Below are 16,247 nucleotides of genomic sequence, written 5' to 3' on the forward strand. Positions count from 1 at the left end.
AAAGCGCGCGAGCCCCCTGCCAGGGTCTGAAGGACGAAAGCAGAAGTAGGGCGAGCCAGCGCACGGGCGGGACGGGGTGCAGCCCACTCCGCGGAACCCAAACCCGACCACCAAGACCCGACCACAGAAGGAGGGAGACAAGCTCGACCAACGGGGTTGTCCGGAGTCTTGACAGCTCGGCCGGCGGTGGCGGCAGGGTGTTACTCAGGCGCGCCGGACGCCGGTGCGGAGTTGCAGGGGTTCTCGTTGTCCGCCGGAGTGGATGGCGGCGCGACCGTCGACGGTGAACTGGGACGCGTGGGCGTGCAGGGCCGGCAACAGCTGTGGCAAATGGTCCGAACGGTCGAACCAGGTGACGTCGGTGGAATCGGGCGGGGTGCCGTCCCGGGGGATCGAGATCGCTTCGGCGAAACCGATGCCGGCAAGGTCAGCCGCGGCCCTGGCGACGTGATGCATCCGCACATGGTCGGGGTGGCCGTAGCCGCCGTCGGCCTCGTAGCTGATCACCAGGTCGGCGCGCCACGACGTCAGGAACGCTGCCAGGTCGGCTGCTGCTTCGGTGACGCTTGCCGAGGTGAAGGCGTCCGGACCGGCGTCCTCGCCGGGGCCGGCGACGGTCGGCGTCACCCAGCGCATGCCCGAATCGAGGTAGCGTCGTGGCGACAAGCCGGACGCCCGGGCCGGCGGTTCGCCCAAGAAGAACGGTCCCTCGGCTCCCAGCGCCGCCAGGGCCGTCGTCAGCTCAATCTCGCGGTGGGCGTCCAGCTCGGGGCTGCCGGCCGGGGGTGCGCCCGAACCGGCGACCACCTCGCCGCGCTCACCACGGGTCGCCGTCACCACCGACACCGCCAAACCCGCCTCGGTCAGGTGCTGAATCAGCGCACCCGTCGCCAGCGTCTCGTCGTCGGGATGCGCGTGCGCGAAGACCACCCGGGCGACACCCTCGAACGGGCCGGTCATCGCAGCTCCCGGTAGTGCAGTTCGAGCAGTCGCGCCGTCCAACCCCAGTCGAATCGGCGGGCATGGATCTGTGCCACCACACCCATCCGGGCCAGCCGCTGCGGCTTGGCCAGCAGCCGGGTGATGGCGGTGCCCCAGTCCTCGGGCTGCCGCGAGTCCATCAGTTGTCCGGTCTCGCCGTGCACCACGGCCTCGCGCAATCCGCCGGCCGCGGACGCGATCACCGGCGTCCCGCAGGACTCGGCCTCGAGCGCGATCAGCCCGAACGTCTCCGAGTGCGACGGCACCAGCACGATCCGGGCTCCGCGCATCAACCCGGCGAGCTTCTCCCGCGGCTGCGGACCGATGAAGTGGACGGCGTCACTCAGCCCGTGCGCCTCGACCAGGGCATGCAGGTCGGCCTGGTAGGCGGCGAAGTCGGCCGAGACATCACCGGCGATCAGCAGGTCGGGCCGCAACTCGGCCGGCACCTCGGCGAGTGCGCCGATCGCCAGGTCGGGGCCCTTGAGCGGCTGTAGGCGGGCGGCGTAGAGCAGGTAGCCGCGAGGGTTGGTGGAGGGGGTCGAGGGAGGGGTCTCGACAAACTCGACCGGCGGGGGCGAGCCCGGGTGGAAGATCGTCCGGTCAACTCCCGGCGGCACGATCACCACCCGATCCGGATCGGCGCCGCAGCGCTCCACCACGGTGCGGGCCTCGGCGGCACTGATCGCGATCACGGCGTCCGATTCGGTGGCGACCAGCCGTTCACCCGGCACTCGCGCCGGCGACTCGGGCGGCTCGCCCTCCGACAGTGCCGAGCCGGGCAGCGCGGCCACCGAGTGGAAGCTCTGCACATGCGGGACGCCCCATGCGCGCGCCACCGGCAGCGCGGCCACGCCTGACATCCAGTGATGCGAATGCAGCACGTCGTAGCCGCCGTCCAGCCCAGCCAGCCCGGCCGAGAACTCCTCGATGTGGGCGTCGATCAGGCTCTTCGCGAGCCGTTCGGGCGGACCGGCCGGCAGATGCAGCAATCGGACGCCGTCCGACAACTCGACCAGATCGGGCTGGGCCGGGTCGCTGCGCCGGGTGATCAGGTCGACCCGGTGCCCGAGTTGGGCCAATGCGAGCGCCTGGTGGCGCTCGACGACGTTCATTCCGCCGGCATCCCCGGAACCCGGTAGATCGGCGGGTGAGGTGTGCATCGACACAAACGCGATGCGGAGCGGATCCGGCATCTGCTCAGCGTATCGATCAGTGCGCGACCTATCGATCGGGCACCACTAGGGCCGTCGATCGGGCACCACTACGGCCGCACCAATGGCAGGAACACCTCGTCAATGATGGCGGTGATCTCGTCCTCGGGTAGCGGCTTGAGGGTCATCAGGAACTCCTGGCGGACCAGGTCGACCGCGACCGTGCGCACCCGGGGGGTGAGCCGCGCGGGATCGATCTCACCGCGGCCGACGGCGCGCTCGATGACCTCGGCGAGCGCGTCGTGGTGCCGCTCGCCCAGGACGATCCGCCGGATGTCGGCCAGGGTGCGGCCCGACTCCTGGAAGTGCGCGGCGATCAGCACGCTCATCATCGGCACCAGCGGACTGCGTGCGGCGTTGAAGCGGCGCAGCAACTCGATCATGTCGCCGCGCAGACTCCCGGTGTCGGGTGCGGCCACCGGATCCTGCTGCACGACGAAGCCGAGAACCGCCTCGGCCAATGCTTCCCGGTCGGGCCAGCGCCGGTAGATCACAGAACGACTGGTGCCGGCGCGCTCGGCGACGGCGTCGATGGTGAAGGCCCCGTAGCCACGCTCAGCGAGTTGTTCCCAACCGGCCGCCAGGATGGCCTGCTCCAGGGCTCGACCGCGGCGCCGACGAACACTGTTCTCAAGATCCATTTGTGTATCTTACCGCCGCGACGTACGCTCCATATTAGATACGACAATGTCTCTTAAGGAGTTCGGACGTGACTCAGTCATCGACCGCCACCGCCGCCCCGGCGGTGCCGCGCAGCGCCATCGTCACCGCCATCGTGCTGCTGGTAGGCGGGCTGGCGGTTATCTTCGACAGCACGATCATGAGCATCGCGCTGAAGACGCTCGCCGTTGATCTAGCGGTCCCGGTCAGCACCATCCAGTGGGTCACCACCGGCTACCTGCTGGCGCTCGGCGTCGCCATTCCGGTGGTCGGCTGGGCGCAGGCACGGTTGGGCGGCAAGCGACTCTGGATGATCGCGCTGACCGTCTTCGGCATCGCCTCGATCGCCTGCAGCTTGGCCTGGGACGCGCCGAGCCTGATCGCCTTCCGCGTGGTTCAGGGCATCGGCGGCGGGCTGATGATGCCGCTGATGGCGACCCTGGCGATCCAACAGGTGCCCGGTGGCGCCGCCCTCGGGCGGTTGATGGCGATGATCAGCCTGCCCGCCGCGCTCGGACCGATCCTGGGCCCGACCATCGGCGGGCTGATCCTGAACTATCTCGACTGGCGCTGGATCTTCTGGGTCAACGTGCCGTTCTGCCTGGCCGGCCTGGTGCTGGCCTGGCGGCTCATTCCCTCCGACCCGCCGCGCGGCAAGCCGGTGTTGGACTGGGTCGGCGTGCTGCTGGTGTCGCCGGCCCTGGTCGGCATGCTCTACGGCCTGTCCAATGTCAGCCAGGACGGCGGCTTCACCCGCCTCGACGTCTGGGCGCCGGTGCTGGGCGGGGCGATGCTGCTGGCCGCGTTCCTGGTCACCCAGTTGCGGCGGCCGGAGGCTGCCCTGGTCGACGTGAGTCTGCTGCGCCGGCGCTCGGTCGCCTCATCCACGGCGGTGCTGTTCCTGTCCGGTGCGTCGCTGTACGGCGCGATGCTGCTGCTGCCGCTGTTCTTCCAGGTCGTCCGCGGCACGGACGCGCTGACCGCGGCGTTGCTGCTCATTCCGCAGGGTGTCGGGGCCCTGTTGAGTCGCTCCCTGGCCGGCAAGCTCACCGACGCGGTGGGGGCGCGGGTGGTCGCGATCGGCGGATTCGTCGTGATGGGACTCGCCACCATTCCGTTCGCCATGGCCGGCGCGGACACCGACCAGTGGTGGCTGATGGCCGTGCTGCTGGTGCGGGGTTTCGGCATGGGTGCGGTGATGATCCCGGTGATGTCGGTGGGTTTCGTCGGCCTGGAACGCGACGAGGTGCCGCATGCCAGCATCATCACCCGGCTCGCTCAGCAGCTGGGCGGCGCCTTCGGAACCGCCGTCCTCGCGGTCATCCTGGAGGGCGCGGTGAACGGGGCGGACGGCGTCGCCGCCATCGCCCAGGGATTCGGCACCGCGTTCTGGTGGGCCGTCGGGTTCACGGTGGTGGCGATCGGGGTGTGCTTCGCACTGCCGGCGAAACCGGTCAGTTCGCCGGCGGATTGACCCGTCCCGAGACCGCGTCGGCGAGCAACTGCCGATGGAAGACCGGCTCGCCGGTCAGTTCCGGATGGAACGAGATTCCGGTCACCGACCCCTGCCGGACGGCGACCACCTGGCCGTCGCGCTCGGCCAGCACCTCGACGTCCGGACCCACGCGGGTGACGATCGGGGCCCGGATGAACGCCACCCGAACCGGGCCGAGCGTGCTCTCCAACTCGGTCTCGGCGGAATCGACCTGCGAGCCGAGCGCGTTGCGCCGCACCGTGACGTCCAGGACGCCCAGCGACTGCTGCCCGGGCGCCCGGTCATCCACCTCGCGGGCCAGCAGCACCAACCCCGCGCAGGTCCCCAGCGCCGGCAGTCCCGCCGCGATCGCCGTCCGCAGCGGTTCGAACAGGCCGAACATCCGCAGCAGCTTGTCGATCGTGGACGACTCGCCGCCCGGCAACAGCACCGCGTCCACCCGGACGCCGTCCGGCCCGACGAGATCGTCACCACTGCGCAGCGGAGCCACCTGCGCACCGAGTGACTCCAGCATCAGCCGATGCTCCCGGACGCCGCCCTGCAGGGCGACCAGCCCGACCGTGGGCCCACCCGATCCGGATGAGCCAGAGCCGGAGGAGAGGGTCACCAGCCCCGCTCGGCCAGCCGGTGCGGCGCCGGGACGTCGGCCACCGAGATGCCGACCATCGCCTCGCCCAGCCCGCGGGACGCCTCGGTGATCACCGCGGCGTCGTCGAACCGGGCGGTCGCCTTGACGATCGCGGCAGCACGGACGGCCGGGTTGCCCGACTTGAAGATGCCCGAGCCGACGAAGACGCCGTCCGCGCCGAGCTGCATCATCAGCGCCGCGTCGGCCGGTGTCGCCACGCCGCCGGCGGTGAACAGCACCACCGGCAGTGCGCCGGTCTCAGCCACTTCACGGACCAGATCGAGGGGCGCCTGCAGCTCCTTGGCCGCCACGTACAGCTCGTCGGGCGACGACTTCGCCAGCGCGCTCAACTCGGCGATCTGCCGCCGGATGGTGCGGATGTGCTTGGTCGCCTCGGACACGTCGCCGGTGCCGGCCTCGCCCTTGGACCGGATCATCGCCGCGCCCTCGGCGATCCGCCGCAGCGCCTCGCCGAGATTGGTGGCGCCGCAGACGAACGGCACGGTGAAAGCGTGCTTGTCGATGTGGTGGCTGTAGTCGGCGGGGGAGAGCACCTCGGACTCGTCGATGTAGTCGACCTTCAGGTACTCCAGCACCTGGGCCTCGACGAAATGCCCGATCCGGGCCTTCGCCATCACCGGAATCGAGACCGCGTCGATGATGCCCGCGATCAGATCGGGGTCGCTCATCCGCGCCACACCGCCCTGCGCCCGGATGTCGGCCGGCACCCGCTCCAGCGCCATCACCGCGACCGCGCCGGCGTCCTCGGCGATCCGCGCCTGTTCGGGAGTGACGACGTCCATGATGACGCCGCCTTTGAGCATGTCAGCGAGGCCCCGCTTGACCAGGGGCGAACCGATCACTGTCGTCATGGGGGCAATGGTGACGATCGAGTTACGTTGCGCTCTCGCCGTCTGAGGGGCGAGACCGTCGACCGTGCCCGGTCAGATGTGCCGCTGGACGGCGTCCCGAACGCTCACCGCGTCGCGAGCGCTCACCGGGTCTCGTCCGGCAACTCCGTCAGATCGCCGTCCGCCTCCCAGGCCACCGCGCGTCCGACCTCGAGCCCGAGTTCCGGTTCGTCGCCGATCAGGGTCAGCCGGGTCTGCCAGCGGGGCAGAGTCTCGTCCGACAACCGGGTCGAGGCGGCCAGCCGCAGCAGCGGCCGCCCGCGGTAGGTGAGCGTGAGGTGATCGCCGTCGTCGGTCACCGTCCAAGGTTGCCCTTGGCGTACGGCCGCCACCGAAGCGCCCAGGTCTGTGGCCGTGAGCGCGCGCGTACTAACGATCAGCAGATCGCGCGTCATGCAGTTCTCCCGTTTTGCCTTCGGATGACCCGAAGTAGTTCCCCTTTGGGCATTCTGCCAAGTCATCGGGTCTTCTGGGAAGCGCGGCTCACCCACAGCAGCGGGCACAATGACCCGATGAGCGACCGTGACATCGCCTGCGCGATCATCGAGGGACGGCTGGACGCCGAAGTGGTGCTGCGCACCGACGAGGTGATCGCCTTCCTCGACCATCGCCCGGTGTTCAAGGGCCACGTGCTGGTCTGCCCGATCCGGCATGTCGACACGCTGCTCGACCTGCCCGACGAACTGGTGCTGCCGCTGATCACCGCCTGCCGCAGGATCGCCGCCGCCATGGGGCCGGCGTTGGGCGCGCAGGGCAGCTTCGTGGCGATCAACAACGTGATCAGCCAATCGGTGCCGCACCTGCACGTCCACGTCGTGCCGCGGTCCAAGGGCGACGGCCTGCGCGGCTTCTTCTGGCCCCGGACGAAGTACGCCGCGGACGAGCAGGCCGCTTACGCGACTTTGTTGCGCGAGGCCCTCCAGGTCAGTTGACGGCGTCCACGACCTCCGGCGCGGCCGATCGTGCCTGCGCCGCCGACGCGTCGTCCGGCTGGCTGGCGGCATCCCGCTCGGCCTCGACCCGCGCCGTGTAGGCGGCGATCTCGGCGTCGCGCCGGGCGTCGTCCCAGCCGAGCTTCTCGGCGGCCAGCGCCGCGATCTCGGGCAGTGCCGCGAGGCCGGAGTCGGCGATCTCGTAGGTCAGCCGGGTGCGGTTGACCAGCAGATCCTCCAGGTGCAGCGCGCCCTCATGGGTGCAGCCGTAGGCGAACTCGGCCCGCAGGTAGTCCGGGGCGTGCTCGACCGGCTTCGCCAGATCCTCCTGCTCGCGGCACTGCGCGATCAGGGTGTTGATCTCGCTGCCGTAGCGGTTCAGCAGGTGGGTCACCCGGGTGGCGTCCCAGCCGAACTCGCGGCCCAGCGTGTCGGCCTGCGCCGACAACACCGAATAGCCGGCGGCGCCCATCAGCGGCGTCTTCTTGGTCTGCGACGGCTTTGCCTTCGCCTGCGACTCGCCCAGCGCGAAGTCGACCGCGTCCTCGGCCATCACCCGGTAGGTGGTCAGCTTGCCGCCGGCGATGGTGACCAGACCGGGCGCCGCCTCGGTGACGGTGTGCTCGCGGGACACCTTGGTGGAGGCAGTCCCGTCACCCTTGGTGGCCGGCTGCAGCAGCGGCCGCAGCCCGGCCCAGGTGCCGATCACGTCGTCGCGGGTGATCGGCTTCTGCAGCACCACGTTGGCGTGGTCGATCACGTAGTCGATGTCGGCCTGGGAGGCGACCGGATGGACGTAGTCCTGCTCGTAGGGGGTGTCGGTGGTGCCGATCACCCAGTAGCGCTCCCACGGAATGATGAACAGCACCGACTTCTCGGTCTGCAGGATGAAGCCCACCTCGCCGTTCAGCCGCTCCTTGGGCACCACGATGTGAATGCCCTTGGACGCCAGCACCTTCAACCCGCCCTGTGCCTCGGCGAGATCCTGGGTGGCCTCGGTCCACACGCCCGCGGCGGCGATCACGTGCTTGGCCTTGATGGTGAAGTTCTCGCCGCTCTCCAGATCGGTCACCTCGGCGCCGCTGACCCGTCCGTTGGTCTTGACGAAGTCGGTGACCCGGACGCGGTTCGCGGCCAGCGCGCCGTACTCGACGGCGGTGCGCACCAGGGTCAAGGTGAGCCGGGCGTCGTCGACGCGGCCGTCCCAGTACTGGATGGCGCCGACCATCACGTCGGGCCGGACGTCGGGGAACAGCTTCTGTACGCCGGCCAGGGTGTGGTGCCGGTGGAACGGGGAGGTCGCCTTGGCGCCCAGCCGGGCCATCACGTCGTACAGCGTGATGCCGGCCGCGACGTAGGGCCGCTCGATGTACTTCTTGGTCAGCGGGTACAGGAATGACACCGGCTTGCCCAGGTGCGGCGCGAGCGTCGCGAGCAGCAGTTCGCGTTCGTGCAGTGCCTCGTTGACCAGCTTGAAGTCGAGCGCCTGCAGGTAGCGCAGGCCGCCGTGCAGCAGCTTGCTGGAGCGCGACGAGGTGCCGCTGGCCCAGTCCTGGCCCTCGACGATGCCGACCCGCAAACCGCGGGTGACGGCGTCCAGGACGATGCCGGCACCGGTGACACCGCCACCGACCACCAGGACATCCAACTCCTCGGTCGCCATCCGGCTCAGCGCGGCGGCGCGGGAGGCTGGGTTCATAGCGGTGGCAGACATGGACGACTCCTTGAGATCGGCACTGCGGACAGTCGCGATCCAACCGGACCCCCGGCAATTTCGCAAGCTCCCCGTTCAGATAATCACTCGCCGTCCCGACTCGCCGGTTTGGCTGTCGCGGGCGTCCGTTGACCCGTAGACTCCCCGGAACTTCCCGCGCAGGGAAGCCGATGGACGACACCCCGTCTCCGGCCGTCGGTCGAGGAGGAATTGCATGCTCGAGTTGGGCGCCACGAGCCTGGCCATTGTCTGGACAATCGCCGGGATCGCGGCAATCAGCCTGCTCTACGCCGTCTGGCTGCGCCGCAAGGTGCTCGCAGAGGACGAAGGCACCACCCGGATGCAGGAGATCGCCCGCGCCGTCCAAGAGGGCGCCGCGGCCTACCTGAGCCGGCAGTTCCGCACCCTCGGCATCTTCGCGATCATCGCGTTCGGGCTGCTCTTCCTGCTACCCGGTGACACGCCGGTGCGGATCGGCCGCTCGGTGTTCTTCCTGGTCGGCGCCGGTTTCTCGGCGGCCATCGGCTATCTCGGCATGTGGCTGGCGGTGCGCGCCAACGTCCGGGTAGCCGCCGCCGCGATGCGCGACAACGGCCGTATCGAGGGCGCCAAGATCGCCTTCCGCACCGGCGGCGTGGTCGGCATGAGCGTGGTCGGCCTCGGCCTGCTCGGTGCCGCCGCCGTGGTGCTGCTGTATCGCGAGCAGGCGCCGTCGGTGCTCGAGGGTTTCGGCTTCGGTGCCGCGCTGCTGGCGATGTTCATGCGGGTCGGTGGCGGCATCTTCACCAAGGCCGCGGACGTCGGCGCCGACCTGGTCGGCAAGGTCGAGCAGTCGATCCCCGAGGATGACCCGCGCAACGCCGCCACGATCGCCGACAACGTCGGTGACAACGTGGGCGACTGCGCCGGGATGGCCGCCGACCTGTTCGAGTCGTACGCGGTGACCCTGGTCGCCGCGCTGATCCTGGGCAAGGCCGCCTTCGGCGAGCAGGGCCTGGTGTTCCCGCTGCTGGTGCCCGCCATCGGCGCGCTGACCGCGGTGCTGGGCATCGCGATCACCCGCATCCGCGGCAACGAGTCCGGCCTGACCGCGATCAACCGCGGCTTCTACACCTCGGCCGCCGCCGGCGCGGTGCTGGCCGCGGTGGCCGCCTTCGTCTACCTGCCGGGCAGCTTCGCCGACTTGCCGGCCGTGCCCGACGCCGTCCGCTCGCTGTCCGGTGACCCGCGGGTGATGGCGGCGGCTTCGGTGGCGATCGGCATCGTGCTGGCCGGCGTCATCCTGTGGCTCACCGGCTACTTCACCGGCACCGACTCCAGCCCCACCATCCATGTCGCCCGCACCTCGCTGACCGGTCCGGCCACCGTGGTGCTGGCCGGCATCGGCGTCGGTTTCGAGTCGGCCGTCTACACCGCCGGCATCATCGCCGCCGCGATCTGCGGCGTCTTCCTGATCTCGGGCGGCTCGATCATCCTGTCGCTGTTCATGATCGCGCTGGCCGGCTGTGGCCTGCTCACCACCGTCGGCGTGATCGTCGCGATGGACACCTTCGGCCCGGTCTCCGACAACGCCCAGGGCATCGCCGTGATGAGCAAGGACGTCGACGAGCAGGGCGAGACGATCCTCACCGCACTGGACGCCGACGGCAACACCACCAAGGCGATCACCAAGGGCATCGCGATCGCCACCGCCGTGCTGGCCGCGACCGCGCTGTTCGGCTCGTACACCGACGCCGTCAACCATTCGCTGTCCTCGCTCACCCAGGAGGCCGGCAACGCCATCACGGCCGCCATGCTGACCTACGAGATCGTCTCGCCGATCACCCTGGTCGGGGTGATCCTGGGCGCCGCCACCGTCTTCCTGTTCTCCGGGCTCGCCATCGACGCGGTCACCCGGGCCGCCGGTGCGATCGTCTTCGAGGTGCGCCGGCAGTTCGCCGAGATCCCCGGCATCATGACCGGCGAGGGACGGCCCGAGTACGGCCGGGTGGTCGACATCTGCACCAAGGACTCGCTGCGCGAGCTGGCCACGCCCGGCCTGCTGGCGGCGTCCGCACCGATCGCGGTCGGGTTCGGCCTGGGCGTCGGCCCGCTGGCCGGCTTCCTCGGCGGTGCGATCGTCGCCGGTGTGCTGATGGCGGTCTTCCTGGCCAACTCCGGCGGCGCCTGGGACAACGCCAAGAAGCTGGTCGAGGACGGCCGCTACGGCGGCAAAAATTCCGACGCGCATTCGGCCACCGTGATCGGCGACACCGTCGGCGACCCGTTCAAGGACACCGCTGGCCCGGCGATCAACCCGCTGATCAAGGTGATGAACCTGGTCGCCCTGCTGATCGCCCCCGCTGTGGTGGCGCTCTCGGTGGGCGAAGGGGCCAACCCGGTGCTGCGCATCGCGATCGCCATCGCGGCCGGCCTGATCGCGATGGGCGGCGTCGTCCTGTCCCGCGTCCGGGCGCACAAAGCCGACCTCGAAGGACGGCTCGAGCACGAGATGCATCTGGTCGAGGACGACGATTCCCCGGCCGAGGTAACAAACGGATAACGGCTCATTTACGGCAGGTACGAAACGAGCGGTTCGTGGTTTCCTATTGGTGAACATCGACCATGGGGGGAAACATGTTCACCGACGATTCCGCCGCAATCACCGCCGCTATCCGTGCGGGCAGCATTCAGCAGATCCAGGCAGAGCCGACTCGACGAGCACCGGTCACCGCGTCCAATGCGGCGCCGCGGGTGCTGGTCGGCGCTCCTGTCGGCGGCAGGGCAGTGCGCCGCTGAGCGGATCTCCCGCTTTCAGTGACGACGCCGCCAGGCGTCCAATTCGGCTTCGACATCGACCAGTCGGACGATGATCCGCGGCCCGGGGCCGGGCCGCAGGTAATACTCGCGGATCCGTGCGTTCAGGTCGTCCAGGACTTCCCGCGCCACGCTCTCGCGCTGAACGTCGGCCAAGGTGTCCTGGATGCGTTCCACCTCGCGCCGCAACATCAGCGGGCCGGGCAGTAGCGCGCCGAGGTCCTCGCGGGCCAGCTTGGCCTTGATCCACCAGTCCTCGTCGGGGTCCAGGTTCAGCGGCTTGCCCGCGCCGGGAAGGTTGTCGAACTCCCCGCGCTCGGTCGCCTCACGGATCTGCCGGTCGATCCACGACTCGTACTGCACGCCTGCGAATCTAGTACCCCGGCCGCCCACCCCAAAGATCACGGCACGGTCTCAATCGGCGTTCCGCATTGCCGCCGTAACAAGGCTGCGCCAGTATGCGGCCATGCCGCTCTAGCGAGGAGAGCGCTCTAGCGAGGAGAGATCGTGAGTTCGAGTAACAAGCGTGTGCGTGCAGCCCTGGCCGGCGTGGCCGCACTCAGCCTGAGCATGCTGGCCGCCTGCGCCAACTACAGCCAGCCCGCCGCACCGAGTTCGAGCCCTTCGGAGAGCTCCGGGACCGCGGCGGTCACCCTGGTGCAGCCGGGGAAGCTGGTGGTGTGCACCCACCTGGCCTATAAGCCGTTCCAGTTCAAGCAGGACGGCAAGACCGTGGGCTTCGACGTCGACCTGATGGACCTGGTGGCAAACAAGCTCGGGGTCACCCAGGAGATCTTCGACATCGAGTTCGAGCAGATCACCTCGGGTGCGGTGTTCGCCGCGAAGAAGTGCGATGCGGCCGCGGCGGCGATCACGATCCGGGCCGATCGTGAGAAGGCGGCGTTGTTCTCGGATCCCTACTTCACCGCGACCCAGGCGTTGTTGGTGCCGTCCGATTCAACGGTCACCGACCTGCCCGACCTGAAGGGCAAGGTGCTGGCCGTGCAGGCCGGAACCACCGGTCAGGACTACGCCAACGAGAATGCCTCCAAGTACGGCTACACCGTCAAGGTGTTCGACGATATGCCGAGCGGCGCCAATGCGGTGCTGGCCAAGACCGTTGCGGCCGCGATCAACGACAACGGCGTGGTGTACAACTTCGCCTCCGAGAATGCGGGCACCAAGGTCGTCAAGGAATTCGATACGAATGAGCACTACGGCTTCAGCATGGGCAAGGACAACACCGCTCTGCAGACAGTCGTCAATGAGGTATTGAAGACGGCGAAGGCCGACGGCACGTACAACACCATCTACAAGAAGTGGTTCGGTACCGACGCACCCAAGGAGTGACTCACCCGCTTGCTGACCGGCCGGCCGATGGCCGGCCGGTCAGTCAGGCCCCCAATCCCGCAAGGGGGATCGCATGACGTCCACCACCGCTCCGGCCCGCAAGAAGCTCTCGCCACGCCGCCGCGCCCAGCGGATCCGCTGGATCAACTACGGAGTGCTGATACTCGGCCTGCTGGCCATCGTGTTGTTCACCGACGGACGCCAGTTGCAGTCGGTCTTCTTCCGGCCGGACATGATCGCCGAAACCGTGGGTCCGGGCCTGCTGAACGCACTGAAGAACACCATTCTCTACACCCTCGGCGCCTTCGTCTTCGGCTTGGTTCTGGGCACCGTGCTGGCGCTGATGAAGCTGTCCCAGATCGGCCCCTACCGCTGGATAGCCACCATCTACACCGAGATCTTCCGGGGCGTGCCGGCGATCATCGTGCTGCTCGCGTTCAGCCTGATCTCACTGGCCATCCCGGGTCTGCAGATCCCGTTCGATCCCTTCGGCGCGGTCTGGATGGCGCTCGGCCTGGTGGCCGCCGCCTATATGTCCGAGACCATCCGGGCCGGCATCCAGGCGGTTCCCAAGGGCCAGACCGAGGCGGCCCGGTCGCTGGGCATGCCGTCCGGCATGGCGACCCGCAAGATCGTGCTGCCGCAGGCCTTCCGGATCGTCACGCCGCCGCTGACCAACGAGCTGGTCTCGCTGACCAAGGACTCGTCGCTGATCTACGTGATCGGGTTGAGTGCGGAAGCGTTCGACCTGACCAAGTACGGCCGCGACCTGACCAACACCTACTCGAATATGACGCCGCTGGTGATCGCCGGCCTCACCTACCTGGTGATCACCCTGCCGCTCACCTTCCTGGTGCGCCGCATGGAGGCCAAGCAGCGGAAGGCGACCCGATGACGACCCCGACGATTCCGACCGGCAACCGCGACGACGAGATCCAGATCTACGACCTACACAAGAGCTTCGGCCAGATCGAGGTGCTCAAGGGCATCTCCACGATCATCCGTCGCGGCGAGGTGGTCTGCGTGATCGGGCCGTCCGGCTCGGGCAAGTCCACCCTGCTGCGTTGCGTGAACCTGCTCGAGCAGCCGACCGCCGGACGGGTGTTCATCCTGAACGAGGAGATCACCGACCTGGACGCCGACGTCGACGCCCTGCGCACCCGGATGGGCATGGTGTTCCAGCAGTTCAACCTGTTCCCGCACCTGACCGCGCTGGAGAACTGCACCATCGCGCCGATCAGCGTGCTCAAGGTCGACAAGGCCGAGGCCGAGCGCACCGCCCGGGACAACCTCACCAAGGTCGGGCTCGGGGACCGCGGCGACGCGTATCCGGCGCAGTTGTCCGGCGGCCAGCAGCAGCGGGTGGCGATCGCCCGGGCGCTGTCGATGAACCCCGAGCTGATGTTGTTCGACGAGCCGACGTCGGCACTCGACCCCGAGTTGGTCGGCGATGTGCTCTCGGTGATGCGCGATCTGGCCAAATCGGGCATGACGATGATGGTGGTCACCCACGAGATGGCCTTCGCCCGCGAGGTGGCCGACCGGGTGATCTTCATGGACGGCGGCGTGATCGTCGAAGAGGGCCCGCCCGACGAGGTGATCGGCAATCCGCAGCACGAGCGGACCCGCACCTTCCTGCGCCGGGTGCTCGACCCGACCCATGTCGACGCCGGTTCTGAGGATCAGGCGTACGCCCAACGGCATCGCGCGGACGAGGCGAAGGAGGGCATGGTTCCGCCCGGCTCCGGCTCGCACGGCGGTTCCAGCCTCGGCGGGGGAGCCTGAGCCTAAGCCCGGATCCGGGCTAAGCGCGTCCTTCGAACGTGGCGGTGTCCTCGGCGGTATCGTGCGAGTGCGACACATCGCCACCACGAGGAGGGCCATGGCGGGCGTACCGGCCGCGCGCAAGCGAGTGCTGTTCCTGTTCTCCGACACCGGTGGCGGGCACCGCTCGGCGACTCTTGCGCTGATCGAGGCTCTCGGTCTGGAGTACCCGGGGGTTTTCGACTGCAAGATGGTGGACGTCTTCCGCGACTATCTGCCGGCGCCGTTGCGCTACGCGCCCGAGATGTATCCGCCGATGACGAAGTTCCCCGAGACCTGGGCGATCTCGTACAAGGCGACCGACGGCAAGCGCCGCTCGCGGGCCGTCATCCGGGCGCTGTTCCCCTACGTGGCGCGGGCGATCCGGCGGCTCTACCGCGAGAACCCGGCCGACATCATCGTGTCGGTGCACCCGCTGGTGAACACCGGGGTGCTGCGCACCATGAAGTCGAATCCGACGCCGTTCATGACGGTGGTCACCGACATGGTCACCACGCACGCGTTCTGGTTTGACCGGCGTGCCGACCTGGTGGTGGTGCCCACCAAGGAGGCCCGTGAGGTGGCCGTCGAGTACGGCATTCCCGAGGGCAACGTCCGGGTGGTCGGGTTGCCGGTGGCCGAACGCTTCCGGGTGCCGCCCGCCGATCCGATGGCCTTCCGCGACGAGCAGGGCTGGCGCCGTGACCTGCCGGTGATCCTGGTGGTCGGCGGCGGTGACGGCATGGGTCCGATGGAAGCCGTGGTGAAGTCGATCAACGAGGCCCGGCTGAAGGCCACCGTGGTCGCGATCTGTGGCCGCAACGAGTCGCTGCAGCACCGGCTGAAGAGCCTGTCCTGGAACATGCCGCACCACATCTACGGCTTCACCACCCAGATGCCGGAGTTCATGGCGGCCGCCGACATGCTGGTCACCAAGGCCGGTCCGGGCACCATCAGTGAGGGCTTCATCGCCGGCCTGCCGCTGGTGCTGTACTCGCGGCTGCCCGGCCAGGAGGACGGCAACGTCGCCTACGTGGTGAAGAAGAAGGCCGGGGTGTGGGCGCCGCGTCCGCATCAGGTGGTGGACGCCGTCCGGCGCTGGGTCGAAGACCCGGAGGCGCTGGCCGCGGCAGCCAAGGCGAGCAGCAAGGTGGCCAAGCCGGACGCGGCCCGGCAGATCGCCCAGATCATCGCCGACCGGGCGGGCGTCTATTCCGCGCCGCTCGGTTCGAACTGACCTGACCGGGGGGCGACGCGGCGTTCGTCCCAGCGCCTCAGCATCGCCTCGGACTCGGTCCTGAGGAACTGGATGAGTTCCAGAGTCTCTTGCAGCCGCTGCCCGGCGGGGGAGTCGCCCACCGTGGCGATGCCGTCCCGCAATGCGGTTTCGCCCCTGGTCAGGACGGGATTGCCGGAAACCGTCGATTCGTACCAGGAGCCGTCGGCGACGTAGACGTGGCGCCGGCTGCCGGGTTCGCGTTCGCTGTGGATCATCCGGACCTGACTGAGGTAGCGGACGGCTCCCGAGATGCCGCCGGCGCTGGCCTGGAGGCGCTCGGCGAGTTGCGCGGCGGTCATCCGGCCCTCGTCGCTGGCCAGCAGCGCCACGAACACCCGGGCGGGCAGCCGCGGCATGCCGCCATCGGTGAGGACAGCGGCGAACCGTTCGACGAACGCGCCGACCTCGTCCGTCCGGTCCTCGTCCATGTCCCTCCTCGGTCCACCCCTGCCGCGATCTTATCCAATATGAACTTTCAGAAAAT

General features: G+C 68.9%; 16 protein-coding genes and 1 pseudogene. 8 read left to right on the top strand and 9 right to left on the bottom strand.

All coding sequences use genetic code 11. From position 1 onward, the window contains the following. Positions 1-204: 204 nt before the first annotated feature. The 3 genes from QM624_RS18350 to QM624_RS18360 form a co-directional block, all read right to left on the bottom strand. On the bottom strand, positions 205-960 hold the full coding sequence (locus QM624_RS18350; RefSeq protein WP_415094500.1) for a PIG-L family deacetylase: 756 nt from the start codon (positions 958-960) through the stop codon (positions 205-207). After that, positions 957-2,177: a glycosyltransferase gene (locus QM624_RS18355; RefSeq protein WP_415094502.1), complete on the bottom strand. Its 1,221-nt coding sequence runs from the start codon at positions 2,175-2,177 to the stop codon at positions 957-959. Before QM624_RS18355 ends, QM624_RS18350 begins: the two co-directional genes overlap by 4 nt. Positions 2,178-2,245: 68 nt before the next feature. Further along, positions 2,246-2,836, bottom strand: coding sequence for a TetR/AcrR family transcriptional regulator (locus QM624_RS18360; protein ID WP_415094504.1), 591 nt, complete (start codon positions 2,834-2,836; stop codon positions 2,246-2,248). A gap of 68 nt (positions 2,837-2,904) precedes the next feature. On the opposite strand from QM624_RS18360, the gene QM624_RS18365 reads away from it, so the two are divergent. Further along, entirely contained in the window at positions 2,905-4,329 is a 1,425-nt protein-coding gene (locus QM624_RS18365) for an MDR family MFS transporter (RefSeq protein ID WP_415094506.1), read from the top strand. Here the strand turns inward: QM624_RS18365 and pdxT are convergent. From pdxT to QM624_RS18380, 3 genes are all read right to left on the bottom strand, one after another. After that, complete coding sequence (pdxT, locus tag QM624_RS18370) at positions 4,310-4,864, bottom strand: pyridoxal 5'-phosphate synthase glutaminase subunit PdxT (protein ID WP_415094667.1); 555 nt, start codon at positions 4,862-4,864, stop codon at positions 4,310-4,312. The genes QM624_RS18365 and pdxT overlap by 20 nt on opposite strands. Before the next feature lie 89 nt (positions 4,865-4,953). Then, positions 4,954-5,850 carry a pyridoxal 5'-phosphate synthase lyase subunit PdxS gene (gene pdxS, locus QM624_RS18375; RefSeq protein ID WP_415094508.1) on the bottom strand — a complete coding sequence of 299 codons (897 nt, stop codon included), beginning with the start codon at positions 5,848-5,850 and terminating at the stop codon, positions 4,954-4,956. Positions 5,851-5,972: 122 nt separating this feature from the next. Beyond that, positions 5,973-6,284 (bottom strand): hypothetical protein, encoded by a 312-nt coding sequence (locus QM624_RS18380; RefSeq protein WP_415094510.1) that lies wholly within the window; start codon positions 6,282-6,284, stop codon positions 5,973-5,975. Between the two features lie 117 nt (positions 6,285-6,401). Between QM624_RS18380 and QM624_RS18385 the strand changes: the two genes are divergently transcribed. Continuing rightward, entirely contained in the window at positions 6,402-6,821 is a 420-nt protein-coding gene (locus QM624_RS18385; protein ID WP_415094512.1) for an HIT family protein, read from the top strand. On the opposite strand, the gene QM624_RS18390 is transcribed toward QM624_RS18385, so the two are convergent. Continuing rightward, positions 6,814-8,535 (bottom strand): glycerol-3-phosphate dehydrogenase/oxidase, encoded by a 1,722-nt coding sequence (locus tag QM624_RS18390; RefSeq protein ID WP_415094514.1) that lies wholly within the window; start codon positions 8,533-8,535, stop codon positions 6,814-6,816. The genes QM624_RS18385 and QM624_RS18390 overlap by 8 nt on opposite strands. Positions 8,536-8,749: 214 nt before the next feature. Between QM624_RS18390 and QM624_RS18395 the strand changes: the two genes are divergently transcribed. Both QM624_RS18395 and QM624_RS18400 read left to right on the top strand, forming a co-directional pair. Further along, positions 8,750-11,077 (top strand): sodium-translocating pyrophosphatase, encoded by a 2,328-nt coding sequence (locus QM624_RS18395; protein ID WP_415094516.1) that lies wholly within the window; start codon positions 8,750-8,752, stop codon positions 11,075-11,077. 74 nt (positions 11,078-11,151) lie between these two features. Continuing rightward, a complete protein-coding gene (locus QM624_RS18400) occupies positions 11,152-11,313 on the top strand; it encodes a hypothetical protein (protein ID WP_415094518.1) in 162 nt (53 codons plus the stop codon). A 15-nt stretch (positions 11,314-11,328) separates the two neighbouring features. On the opposite strand, the gene QM624_RS18405 is transcribed toward QM624_RS18400, so the two are convergent. After that, positions 11,329-11,694, bottom strand: a complete 366-nt coding sequence (locus QM624_RS18405) for a DUF1992 domain-containing protein (protein ID WP_415094520.1) — start codon at positions 11,692-11,694, stop codon at positions 11,329-11,331. A gap of 144 nt (positions 11,695-11,838) precedes the next feature. Between QM624_RS18405 and QM624_RS18410 the strand changes: the two genes are divergently transcribed. From QM624_RS18410 to QM624_RS18425, 4 genes and pseudogenes are all read left to right on the top strand, one after another. After that, positions 11,839-12,681, top strand: a complete 843-nt coding sequence (locus QM624_RS18410; RefSeq protein ID WP_415094522.1) for a transporter substrate-binding domain-containing protein — start codon at positions 11,839-11,841, stop codon at positions 12,679-12,681. Positions 12,682-12,754: 73 nt separating this feature from the next. Continuing rightward, positions 12,755-13,576, top strand: coding sequence for an amino acid ABC transporter permease (locus tag QM624_RS18415; protein WP_415094524.1), 822 nt, complete (start codon positions 12,755-12,757; stop codon positions 13,574-13,576). Then, positions 13,573-14,331: pseudogene (locus QM624_RS18420) on the top strand (amino acid ABC transporter ATP-binding protein); the annotation flags it as partial. The gene QM624_RS18415 and the pseudogene QM624_RS18420, both read left to right, overlap by 4 nt. Positions 14,332-14,563: 232 nt before the next feature. Next, positions 14,564-15,721 carry an MGDG synthase family glycosyltransferase gene (locus QM624_RS18425; RefSeq protein WP_415094526.1) on the top strand — a complete coding sequence of 386 codons (1,158 nt, stop codon included), beginning with the start codon at positions 14,564-14,566 and terminating at the stop codon, positions 15,719-15,721. On the opposite strand, the gene QM624_RS18430 is transcribed toward QM624_RS18425, so the two are convergent. Beyond that, positions 15,694-16,191 (bottom strand): GbsR/MarR family transcriptional regulator, encoded by a 498-nt coding sequence (locus QM624_RS18430; RefSeq protein WP_415094528.1) that lies wholly within the window; start codon positions 16,189-16,191, stop codon positions 15,694-15,696. The genes QM624_RS18425 and QM624_RS18430 overlap by 28 nt on opposite strands. Positions 16,192-16,247 lie beyond the last annotated feature (56 nt).

Origin of the sequence: Micropruina sp. (assembly GCF_047606365.1) — a bacterium.
Taxonomy (GTDB): domain Bacteria; phylum Actinomycetota; class Actinomycetes; order Propionibacteriales; family Propionibacteriaceae; genus Micropruina.

Bases quoted from the DNA above. Each gene is read 5' to 3' on its own strand.
- QM624_RS18390 (WP_415094514.1), bottom strand. From the start codon at position 8,535: ATGTCTGCCACCGCTATGAACCCAGCCTCCCGCGCCGCCGCGCTGAGC.
- QM624_RS18380 (WP_415094510.1), bottom strand. From the start codon at position 6,284: ATGACGCGCGATCTGCTGATCGTTAGTACGCGCGCGCTCACGGCCACA.
- pdxS (WP_415094508.1), bottom strand. From the start codon at position 5,850: ATGACGACAGTGATCGGTTCGCCCCTGGTCAAGCGGGGCCTCGCTGAC.
- QM624_RS18425 (WP_415094526.1), top strand. From the start codon at position 14,564: ATGGCGGGCGTACCGGCCGCGCGCAAGCGAGTGCTGTTCCTGTTCTCC.
- QM624_RS18360 (WP_415094504.1), bottom strand. From the start codon at position 2,836: ATGGATCTTGAGAACAGTGTTCGTCGGCGCCGCGGTCGAGCCCTGGAG.
- QM624_RS18355 (WP_415094502.1), bottom strand. From the start codon at position 2,177: ATGCCGGATCCGCTCCGCATCGCGTTTGTGTCGATGCACACCTCACCC.
- QM624_RS18385 (WP_415094512.1), top strand. From the start codon at position 6,402: ATGAGCGACCGTGACATCGCCTGCGCGATCATCGAGGGACGGCTGGAC.
- QM624_RS18415 (WP_415094524.1), top strand. From the start codon at position 12,755: ATGACGTCCACCACCGCTCCGGCCCGCAAGAAGCTCTCGCCACGCCGC.
- QM624_RS18350 (WP_415094500.1), bottom strand. From the start codon at position 960: ATGACCGGCCCGTTCGAGGGTGTCGCCCGGGTGGTCTTCGCGCACGCG.
- QM624_RS18400 (WP_415094518.1), top strand. From the start codon at position 11,152: ATGTTCACCGACGATTCCGCCGCAATCACCGCCGCTATCCGTGCGGGC.
- QM624_RS18395 (WP_415094516.1), top strand. From the start codon at position 8,750: ATGCTCGAGTTGGGCGCCACGAGCCTGGCCATTGTCTGGACAATCGCC.
- QM624_RS18430 (WP_415094528.1), bottom strand. From the start codon at position 16,191: ATGGACGAGGACCGGACGGACGAGGTCGGCGCGTTCGTCGAACGGTTC.
- pdxT (WP_415094667.1), bottom strand. From the start codon at position 4,864: ATGCTGGAGTCACTCGGTGCGCAGGTGGCTCCGCTGCGCAGTGGTGAC.